Source organism: Stenotrophomonas sp. STEN029 (assembly GCF_056760015.1).
In genome coordinates this window covers 58,750-68,327 of sequence record NZ_JBRREC010000013.1, presented here as the reverse complement: position 1 = coordinate 68,327, position 9,578 = coordinate 58,750, and the positions used below count along the sequence as shown (strand labels likewise).

Sequence of the window (9,578 nt, the reverse complement as noted above, 5' to 3'; positions counted from 1 at the left end):
CGACGGCCGCGTGACCAATCTGGAGGCGGGTTTCAACGACGGCAGCATCGGTTTGGTTCGCCAGGATGCCGTCAGTCGCGACATCACCATTGCCGAGGCCACCGATGGCACTCGCGTGTCGATGGCTGGCACGGCGGGTGATCGCGTGATCACCGGCGTGGCAGCAGGTGTCGATGACAGCGACGCCGTCAACGTGTCCCAGCTCAAGGCGACTGGCTTGATCGATGCCGATGGCAATACGCTCAATGCAGTGGTCTACGACACCGATGACAAGAGCGCGGTCAGCTTTGCTGGCGCCAATGGCACCGTGCTGAAGAACGTGGCCGAGGGCGACGTATCCGAGGACAGCAAGGAAGCCATCAACGGTTCGCAGCTGCATGCCACCAATGAGCAGGTTGCGCAGAACACCACCAACATTGCCAACATTGATAACCAGGTCACCAACATCGACGGCCGCGTGACCAATCTGGAGGCGGGTTTCAACGACGGCAGCATCGGTTTGGTTCGCCAGGATGCCGTCAGTCGCGACATCACCATTGCCGAGGCCACCGATGGCACGCGCGTTTCGATGGCCGGCACCGCAGGCGACCGCGTGATCACCGGCGTTGCGGCAGGTGCCGATGACAGCGATGCCGTCAACGTGTCCCAGCTCAAGGCGACTGGCTTGATCGATGCCGATGGCAATGCGCTCAATGCAGTGGTCTACGATGCCGATGACAAGGGTGCGGTCAGCTTTGCCGGCGCCAATGGCACCGTGCTGAAGAACGTGGCTGATGGCGATGTGTCCGAAGACAGCAAGGAAGCCGTCAACGGTTCGCAGCTGCATGCCACCAATGAGCAGGTTGCGCAGAACACCAGCAACATCACCAACATCGATGGCCGCGTGACCAACCTGGAGGCTGGCTTCAACGACGGCAGCATCGGACTGGTGCGCCAGGATGCCGTCAGTCGCGACATCACCATTGCCGCCGCCACCGATGGCACGCGCGTGTCGATGGCAGGCACCGCAGGCGACCGCGTGGTCACCGGCGTAGCAGCAGGTACCGATGACAGCGATGCCGTCAACGTGTCCCAGCTCAAGGCGACTGGCTTGATCGATGCCGATGGCAATACGCGCAATGCAGTGGTCTACGACAGCGATGCGATGGACAGCATCACCCTGGGCGGCAAGAACGCTACCCAGCCGGTAAAGCTGAAAAATGTGGCCGATGCAACCGAAGACGATGAAGCCGTCAATCTCGCACAGCTGAAGGCAGCGGGTCTGGTGGATGCCGGTGGGCAGACGCTGGACGCAGTGACCTACGATGCCGACAGCAACCGTGGCCAGGTGACCTTTGCCGGCGCCAATGGCACCGTGCTGACCAATGTGGCGGACGGCCGCATCCAGTCCGGCAGCCGCGACGCGGTCAACGGCGGCCAGATTGCCGCCCTGCGCGACCAGTTGCAGAGCCAGATCGGCGATATCGACAACCGCGTGACCAACATCGAGAACAACGGCGGTGGCGGTGGTGGCGACAACCCGTACTTCGACGCCAATGGCAATGAAGCGCCGGTACGCGGTGGTACGACACCATTGCCGGCTGCCGATGCCCAGGCGGATGGTGCCAGCGCAGTCGCTGCTGGTAACGGCGCCAGCGCTTCGGGCAGCACCAGCGTCGCTGTAGGCGCCAATGCCGAGGCCAAGGGTGACAACGCTGTCGCACTGGGTGCTGGTTCGGTGGCTGACCGTGACAACACCGTGTCCGTGGGCTACCAGGGCGGTGAGCGCCAGGTGACCAATGTCGCGGCCGGCGTGCGTGATACCGATGCAGTCAATGTTTCCCAGCTCAACCAGCGCCTGGCCGAAGCCAAGGACTACACCGACCAGCGCATGGACGATATGTGGAACGGCGTGAACGATCGCATCGATCATGCCAACCGCCAGGCCAACCGCGGCATCGCCGGTGCATCGGCGCTTGTCCAGGTAACGCCGTACCTGCCGGGCAAGACGGTTCTGAATGCCGGTATGGCGACCTACCGGGGCGAGAGTGCGATGGGCGTCGGCATCTCGCGCTGGAGTGACAACGGTCGCGTCAACGTCAACGCTGGCGTCTCCGTTGCCCGCGGCGACAGTGCCATCTTCCGCGTCGGCGTAGGTGTTGTACTGGGTGATTGATGCACAGCCCCTGGCAGCGACCAAGCTGTCAGGGGCTTGGTTTTCCCGCGTTGCTTTCCAGGATTTGAAAGCGTGCCCGGCCCCATGGCCGGGCATTTTTTTATACCTATGACAGCGCAGCGCGGGACGCATCCACGTTCACAGCAGTCACCACAATTGGTTCTTACTCAGAGCACGAAACATTTCGGTTTTATCCGAAACTTTGCAACTACTTGCATATACCGAACCCTTGCCGGTTCCTATTCTTTCCACACCGCACAAGCCTGCGGTCGTGTGTGCAAGGCCGCTCGGATTGCAGTTGATATCCCCCGTACCCGGCATGGTCCAAAGGCACGCAACACAAGCCAAAGCGACCTGCACACACCTACACCCGTCGCGCGCGCTCCCCCGCGCCCGATGAACACGTCCGCCTTGGCGGATACATCACAACTGTTGATAGGAAGATTGCAAATGAAGTACTTCACGATCGCATCTGCTGCAGCTGCCGCCCTGGCATTGGCCTCCTCGGCCCACGCGGCCTCCACCACCGGCGGCACCATCACCTTCACCGGCGTGGTCAACGACGCCACCTGCACCGTCTCCGGCGGCTCGGGCACCGACGGCGGCACCGGCAATTTCTCGGTTGCACTGGACCCTGTCAATGCCAACCTGCTGGGCAATGCCGGCGACACCGCCAACCCGAAGGTGTTTGACGTGATCATCGGCGGCCCGGGCCAGGGCACCTGTGAAGACGGCAAGATCGCCAGCATGTCGTTCCTGCCGTCCAGCACGCAGGTCGATCCGGTCACCGGCGCACTGAAGAACGTGCTGACCGGCGAGGCCACCAACGTCCAGATCGAACTGGCCGACGACGCTGCCCAGGCGATCAATCTGGCCGTTCCGGGCCAGTCGTGGGACGCCACCATCGGCGCTGTCGCCCCGAACACCGGCAAGGTGCAGTTCCAGGCGCACTACCTGGCCGTCAACGGCGCTTCCACCCCGGGCCTGGTCAACACCAACGTGGTGTATTCGGTCGTTTACAACTGATCCTTGCGGATCCATTGCGTGTGGCGGCGGTTGCCGCCACACGTTCAGGAGGTGAGTCATGAACAAGTATCTGCGTAGCCTGATGGTGGTTGTTGCAACGTTCTCCCTGTTTGCCAGCGCGCACAGCCAGGCAAGCGTGGTGATCGGAGGCACCCGCATGGTCTACCCTGCCGATGATCGTGAAATCACTGTAAAGCTGACCAATGAAGGCAGCCGCCCCGCCCTGGTGCAGGTGTGGTTGGATCAAGGCGATGAAACATCCACGCCGGATACCGCCGATGTGCCCTTCACCGTCTCCCCCCCGATCTTCCGCATGGATGCCGACAAGGGCCAGGCCGTGCGTATCGTGCATACCCGCCAGCCGATGCCCAGCGATCGCGAGTCGCTGTTCTGGATCAACGTGCTGGAAGTTCCGCCCAAAGCCGAGAACAGCGACGATCGCAATCTGTTGCAGTTCGCTTTTCGCACGCGCATCAAATTGTTCTTCCGCCCCAATGGGCTTCCGGGTGACGCCGCAAGCGCCCCCCCGCGCCTGAGCTGGAAGCTGGTGCCTGCCGCCGATGGCAAGGGTCATGCGCTGCAGGTAAGCAACCCCACTGCCTTCCACGTCAGCTTCGCCCAGGTGGCGCTGAAGCAGGCAGGCCAAAGCCTGGGCGGCCAGGGCGGCGGCATGGTCGCACCTCAAGGCACGGCGCTGTTTCCACTGAAGGACGTGAGCCAGATCGCCGCCGATGCGCAGGCCGAGTTCACCGTCATCAACGACTACGGCGCACTCAATCCGCTCACTGCACCGCTGACCCGCTGAGTTCGCTTGTCCGTTTGTCGTCGCTGTCGCTGGCCATGATGGCCAGCGGCCAGGCCCCGTGCGCTCTTTCTTCAGGAACCTGCCTCCATGTCCGCGTCGTCGCAGCCCTCCAAGCGTCCGTTCACCCGTTTGCCACGACTGGCTGCACTGCCGTTGCTGGTGGCCTCGGTGTTGTCGATGCAGGCACATGCAGACGACGCCACCTTCGACATGGATTTCTTTCCGGCCGGTACCGCGCCGAAGATGGACCTGTCGCGCTTTGCCCGCAGCGGCTATGTACCGCCGGGCACTTATCGTGGCGACGTGTTGTTCAATGGCCAATGGCGTGCACGCACGGACATTGTGTTCCAGGATACTGCTGGCAGCGACCAGTCACATGCATGCTTCGATGCTGATGCACTGGCAGGCTACGGCGTTGACTGGAGCAAAGTGGTCGCGGCCGGCAACATTGATGGCAGCGCTGGCGTAGCGCCCGGCCGCTTGCCTGCTGAGCGCTTCTGCGCGCCGCTGGCTGACTATGTTCCGGGTGCCCAGGTGTCCTTCGACACCGGCACCCAGGTGCTGAGCATCTCTGTGCCGCAGGTGTATACCGCCCGCGACGCACGCGGCTACGTCGACCCTTCGCAATGGGACGCAGGCATTGCCGCTGCCACCGTCAACTACAGCGCGCAGCTTTATCGCACCATCGGTCAATACCAGGGAACGGCGGGCTATCTTGGCGTGCAGTCAACTTTCAGTCTCGGCGGCTGGCATGCCCTGCACGCCGGTTCGCTGAGCTGGAGCCGGCACGGCCGCAGCCGTTACCAGGCAACCCGTACCACCCTGCAGCACGACCTTCCTGCGCTGCGCGCGCAGCTGATCCTGGGGGACACGTTCACGTCCGGCCAGCTGTTCGACAGTGTGCGCGTGCTTGGCGCCAGCCTGGGCAGCGACAGCCGCATGGACCCGCAGTCGCGCCGCGGCTATGCCCCCATCGTGCGCGGCGTCTCCGAAACCAATGCACGCCTGGTGATCCGGCAGCGCGGCTACGTGATCTATGACACGCCGGTTGCACCGGGCCCGTTCGCCATCGATGACCTCTACCCCACCGGCTATGGCGGCGACCTGGAGGTCGAGCTGACCGAGGCCGATGGCCGCATCAAGCATTTCTCGGTGCCGTTCTCGGCGGTGCCGCAACTGCTGCGCCCTGGCAGCAGTCGCTGGGCAGCAACCGCAGGCAAGGTCGACGAGGTCAACCTGCAGGTGCAGCCTTGGCTGCTGCAGGGCACCTACGAGCGTGGCCTGACCAACAGCACCACGGCCTATGCCGGCAGCATCCTCAGCAACGGCTACCACGCTGCGCTGATGGGCGGCGCCTGGAACACCCCCGTCGGTGCCCTGTCGGCCGACCTTACCCAGGCACGCAACCGTGCACCGGGGCAGTCGGCGACGCAGGGCGTCAGTGCGCGGGTCGGCTACAACCGCAACTTCATCAACAGCGGCACCGACTTCTCGGTGGCCGCCTACCGCTATTCCACCAGCGGCTTCGTCAGCCTGCAGGATGCCGTGGCACTGCGTGACGCCACCTCGCGTGGCCACGATGTGGACAGCCTTCGCCGGCAGCGCAGCAGGATGGACCTCAGTGTCAACCAGATGCTGGGCGAAGGCGCTGGCCTGTTGTTCGTCAACGGTTCGATCCGGGACTTCTGGGGCCGCCGTGGCAATGAGACCGAGTTCTCCGCAGGCTACAACAACAGCTGGAAGTCGCTGAGTTACAGCCTGTCCGTGCAGCGCACCCGCGACAGCGTGGTGCAGCACGATACCAATAACTGGCTGGACATTCCCGGTATGCGCCAGACACAGGCGCCGACCAACGCGATACGTGACACACGCCTGTCCTTCACCGTGTCAGTGCCATTGGGCCGTGCTGCCGGCGCGCCGACCGCGACCGGCATGTTCAACCATTCGCGCGATGGCGGTGAAAGCCGCAGCTTGTCGCTGGCTGGTGCCGCTGGCCCAGAGCATCGCTTGGCGTATGGCGCCTCGCTCAGCGAGAGCAACAACAACGGCGCCTATGACCTGACCGCGCAGTACAACGGCAGCCTGTCGCAGTTTGCTGCAGGTTACAGCCGGGGCTCTGGCTATCAACAGCTGAGCGGTGGCATCACCGGCGGGCTGGTGCTGCACGGCGGTGGTATCACCCTGGCACCGCCGCTGGGCGAAACCATCGGTCTGATCCATGCCCCCGACGCTGCCGGCGCGCATGTGGAAAACGGCCAGGGGGCCAAGGTGGATCGCCGCGGGTATGCGGTGGTGCCCTACCTGATGCCCTACGAACTGAACACCATCACGTTGGATCCCAAGGGCACCGATATCGGCGTAGAAATCGCCGAGACAACGCGTCGCGTGGCACCGCGTGCAGGCGCAGTCGTGTCCCTGCGTTACGACACCCGCAGCGGGCGTGCGCTGATCATCCAGACGCGTCTGCCGGATGGGCGACCGGTGCCCTTCGGTGCCGACGTGCTGGACGCCGCCGGCAACTCCGTCGGTGTGGCCGGCCAGGCGAGTCGTTTGCACGTCAATGGGTTGCAGCACAGCGGTGCCATCACTGTGCGCTGGGGGGATACGGCAGCAGAATCCTGCCGGCTCGACGTTCATCTACCGGACGACCGAAAAGGCAGCAAGCAGATGGATTACGAGACGCTCGACCTGCCCTGCGTCAACAACGATCAAGACATGACACCTGAAGGCAGCGATGCCGACACCTCCATGCGGAGAACACCATGATCCTTTGGTTAAAACTCTGGTTCGACCAAAAGGCAGTGTGGCTGGGTTCGGCGCTGCTCGGGCTTCTCTCTTTGCTCAGCCCGATAGCTTACGCCGGCACTTGTGCCTACACTGCGGAGACGCCGACCTTCATCCGGGCAGTGACTAGCATTACCGGTTCGATCACCGTCGGCCGCGATGTCCCTGTGGGCACGGAGATCTATCAGGCCACCTTCAATACCAATCGACCGGCAAACATCCACTGCCAGCCGGGCACGTATACGCGCGCGCGTCGGTACACCAACAACCCCTATGGTCTCTCCGACTATGTGCACCCAACCTACGGGCGCCGCGTCTATCTGACGTCGGTACCGGGCATCGGTGCGGTCGTGTGGTGGGCAGGAAATGCTCTGCCGACCACGGCGACCGACACCTTCAACATTCCGACCACACTACTAGCCGCCACGGCATTTGACATCAGTTTGATCAAAATCGGTGACGTCGGCGCAGGGACGATCCGTGGCTCCGACCTGCCGACGTTCGAGTACGTTGAGCTTGGTGACAACACCATCCGCATGTTGCTGGGAAGCTTCACGGGATCTCTCAACATCGTCTCGCGCACCTGCTCGACGCCCGATGTCACCGTAGACCTTGGAACCCATCAGATGAATGTGTTGTCGGGTGTTGGTTCCGGCACAAACTGGGTCAACGTGCCAATCCGGCTCAATAGTTGCCCAGGTTTTTACGATGCCCACCGCAGGAATCTCACCAACGACGATGGGGTTTCAATGCTGAACAGGACTGCAAATCAGATCCGTTACCGCATCAATCCAGTGACGTCCATCGTCAATCCAACGCAGGGCGTGATGGCGCTGCAGCCGGATGGCGTCAACCAGACCGCCACCGGTATTGGCATCCAGATGGCAGATGGCAACAGCAACCCAATCACCTATGGCAGCAACCGTGCGTCCGGCTTGGCACTGACCGCAACCAATAATGCGAGCTACACCCTCAACCTGCGTGCACGGTACTACCAGACCGGCACAACACCGACGTCCGGCCAGGCAAACGGCGCAGCGACGGTGACATTGATCTACGAATAGGGGAAAGGATGATGTCCACGCTCTCAAGGCATCTGGCCGTAACCTGCCTCCTGCTATGCGGCGTCCTGCCCGGCGTCGCTGCTGCGCAAGACCTCACTGTGCGTTTCACCGGGCGGTTCCAGCCCGGTACATGCAGCTTCTCGGTGCCCAGTGTCGACCTTGGCACTTACCAGGCGACGGCTTTCACCGGCAGCACCACCACGGCGTGGCGGCAGGTGACGGTGACCTCCAGCAACTGCACCACGGATATCACCAACATCCACATGCGTTTCAGTGGTGTGGCCGATGGCAACAACAGCAACTACTTCGCTGTGCGCAATACCACGGCCAGTGGTGTCGCCATCGAACTAGTCAATGGCAGCAGCCAGCGGGTCGTCCCCAACGTGACCACGTTCGACTGGTCGCGGGCATCCATTGGTGCGAGCTACAACTTGTTTGCACGCTTCGTACAGACCCGCCCGACACTGACTGCCGGCACGGTCAGCACGCCCATCACCATCCAATTCACCTATAACTGAGGACATCACGATGCGCCTGAAACTTGGTTCTCTTCTACTGATAGCCGGCCTGTCATTGCTCGCCGAAGCCGCGCAAGCGCAAACGGTAAACTTCAACCTGACTGGCAACATCCTGCCCGGCGTTTGCCGCTTCACCGCCGCGGATGTGGATCTTGGCACCTACTATGCCACCGAGTTCACCGCCGTCGGCACGACCAAAACATGGGTGGATGTGCCTGTACGCTCCACCGGCTGCGACCCCTTGGTGACGGTGATTCACATGAACGTGTCCGGCACTGCCGACGCTGCAGATAGTGCGCACTTCCGAGGCGTTGCCGGCATCGGCATCGAGATGCAGAACCCAGGTGGTCTGGCGATTCGTCCTTCCGGCACGAACGTGAACTACGTCGCCGCTTCCGGCGCGACCAACTATATGCTGCGCGCACGCTTCCGCCAGACCGCAGCAGTGGTCGCCGCTGGCAGCGTGCGCTCTGCGGTGACGATCCAGGTCACCTACAACTGAGCCCTGCCGATGCCACGACTCTTCTCCATCGCCTGCGTGGGAGCGTTGTTCCTGTTTGGCTACGCCGGCGTCCATGCCCAATCCCTGGGTTTCGATATGACAGGTGACATCCTGCCGCCCACCTGTCGCTGGGCGGTGGGCGACGGCAACCGCAGCGTTCAACTGGACGCCATTGATCTGCGCGACCTGCCTGTCAGCGGCGCGGCCGGCCACACGCCCTTCCAACTGGTGCTGGAGGGCTGTTCGGCGGGCGTCACCCAGCTTGGGTTCGCCTTCAACGGCAATGCTGATCCCAGCGATTCATTCCGCTATCAGAACCTCGGCAACGCGACGGGTGTGGCAATCGAACTCCAGACCGCAGACGGCCAAACGCTACGCGCCGACGGCACCGACAGCAGCCGCGTTGTAACGGTGATTGATGGCCGTGCTGCACTGGATCTGCAAGCCGCCTACTGGCACCTCAACGGTCAGCAGGCCAGCAGCGGCACCGTGGTTGCTGTTGCACAAATTCTGATTTCTTACCTGTAGCCTGTGTCTGGCCGCAGCAGACTGGTGGCCATGTCTTCTTATCCAAGCTTCATGGCTTCTTCAGCAAGCAGTGGCCGCTTCGAGCAGTTGCCACCTGGATTTGGCGCTTGCAGCGTCGCAACGATAGTCGCCGACTGCAGCTAAACCCAGCTGCAGCGCTCCTTGGGGACCCCACTTGCAGGAGATCTCGCCGCGC

8 protein-coding genes are annotated in these 9,578 nt (G+C 62.7%); all 8 read left to right on the top strand.

From position 1 onward, the window contains the following. On the top strand, positions 1-2,155 hold a 2,155-nt coding region (locus tag ACVOLI_RS04895; protein ID WP_481533762.1), incomplete at its 5' end, for a YadA family autotransporter adhesin. Positions 2,156-2,605: 450 nt separating this feature from the next. Then, the gene (locus ACVOLI_RS04890; RefSeq protein WP_481533761.1) at positions 2,606-3,181 is read left to right on the top strand and encodes a fimbrial protein; all 576 of its coding nucleotides are present in this window, start codon (positions 2,606-2,608) and stop codon (positions 3,179-3,181) included. A gap of 58 nt (positions 3,182-3,239) precedes the next feature. Beyond that, positions 3,240-3,986 carry a fimbrial biogenesis chaperone gene (locus ACVOLI_RS04885; protein WP_481533760.1) on the top strand — a complete coding sequence of 249 codons (747 nt, stop codon included), beginning with the start codon at positions 3,240-3,242 and terminating at the stop codon, positions 3,984-3,986. 87 nt (positions 3,987-4,073) lie between these two features. After that, positions 4,074-6,752, top strand: a complete 2,679-nt coding sequence (locus ACVOLI_RS04880) for a fimbria/pilus outer membrane usher protein (RefSeq protein WP_481533759.1) — start codon at positions 4,074-4,076, stop codon at positions 6,750-6,752. Next, a complete protein-coding gene (locus tag ACVOLI_RS04875) occupies positions 6,749-7,834 on the top strand; it encodes a fimbrial protein (protein WP_481533758.1) in 1,086 nt (361 codons plus the stop codon). The genes ACVOLI_RS04880 and ACVOLI_RS04875 overlap by 4 nt, the downstream gene beginning before the upstream one ends. An 11-nt stretch (positions 7,835-7,845) precedes the next feature. Further along, the gene (locus ACVOLI_RS04870) at positions 7,846-8,352 is read left to right on the top strand and encodes a fimbrial protein (protein ID WP_481533757.1); all 507 of its coding nucleotides are present in this window, start codon (positions 7,846-7,848) and stop codon (positions 8,350-8,352) included. 10 nt (positions 8,353-8,362) lie between these two features. Next, positions 8,363-8,854 (top strand): fimbrial protein, encoded by a 492-nt coding sequence (locus ACVOLI_RS04865; RefSeq protein WP_481533756.1) that lies wholly within the window; start codon positions 8,363-8,365, stop codon positions 8,852-8,854. 9 nt (positions 8,855-8,863) lie between these two features. Continuing rightward, the gene (locus tag ACVOLI_RS04860) at positions 8,864-9,382 is read left to right on the top strand and encodes a fimbrial protein (protein WP_481533755.1); all 519 of its coding nucleotides are present in this window, start codon (positions 8,864-8,866) and stop codon (positions 9,380-9,382) included. Positions 9,383-9,578: the final 196 nt, after the last annotated feature.

Coding starts and splice junctions, on each gene's coding strand:
- ACVOLI_RS04890 (WP_481533761.1), top strand. CDS start 2,606: ATGAAGTACTTCACGATCGCATCTGCTGCAGCTGCCGCCCTGGCATTG.
- ACVOLI_RS04885 (WP_481533760.1), top strand. CDS start 3,240: ATGAACAAGTATCTGCGTAGCCTGATGGTGGTTGTTGCAACGTTCTCC.
- ACVOLI_RS04880 (WP_481533759.1), top strand. CDS start 4,074: ATGTCCGCGTCGTCGCAGCCCTCCAAGCGTCCGTTCACCCGTTTGCCA.
- ACVOLI_RS04875 (WP_481533758.1), top strand. CDS start 6,749: ATGATCCTTTGGTTAAAACTCTGGTTCGACCAAAAGGCAGTGTGGCTG.
- ACVOLI_RS04870 (WP_481533757.1), top strand. CDS start 7,846: ATGTCCACGCTCTCAAGGCATCTGGCCGTAACCTGCCTCCTGCTATGC.
- ACVOLI_RS04865 (WP_481533756.1), top strand. CDS start 8,363: ATGCGCCTGAAACTTGGTTCTCTTCTACTGATAGCCGGCCTGTCATTG.
- ACVOLI_RS04860 (WP_481533755.1), top strand. CDS start 8,864: ATGCCACGACTCTTCTCCATCGCCTGCGTGGGAGCGTTGTTCCTGTTT.